The organism is Neisseria sp. P0021.S007 (assembly GCF_051956855.1).
Map to the genome: position 1 here is coordinate 1 of NZ_JBQCXA010000789.1, position 597 is coordinate 597.

Below are 597 nucleotides of genomic sequence, written 5' to 3' on the forward strand. Positions count from 1 at the left end.
AAGAAACTTGCGGTAACAAGAAGACGCATGTCAATACGGTTGCCGAATCTACCTATGATCGGGGACAACAAGATAGGAAGAAAGCCCACAGGTGCAGCCGCCAAGCCCGCCCATGTTGCCGTATAACCAAGATTAGACTGCAACACTAGCGGCAACAGCGTGAGCGTACCCATATAAACCATAAAGCCCAATGAGGTCGCCAGTACGCCTATCGTAAAATTTCTGTTGCTAAACAAAGAAAAATCGACAATGGGGTATTTCTCGCCCAGTTCCCAAACCACAAAATATGTCAGACATACCAATGCCACTATACCTAAAACGATAATCTCTACAGAGGCAAACCAGTCCAACTCTTTGCCTCTGTCCAGCATCATTTGCAGCGCACCAACACCAACCACCATCAATACTAAACCAATGTAATCTATCGGCGTCTTCACCACTTCCGTTTCCCTATCCCTCAATTGCTGCCACACAATAAGTGCAGAAATAATACCGATAGGGATGTTGATGAAGAAAATCCAACCCCAATGCGAATTATCCGAAATCCAACCGCCGAAAATAGGACCTAAAACGGGCGCGACGACAACGGTCATTGCC

At 46.4% G+C, this 597-nt stretch carries 1 protein-coding gene; it reads right to left on the bottom strand.

Translation table 11 applies throughout. From position 1 onward, the window contains the following. On the bottom strand, nt 1-597 hold a 597-nt coding region (locus ACTHUR_RS15965; protein ID WP_440399648.1), incomplete at both ends, for a DHA2 family efflux MFS transporter permease subunit.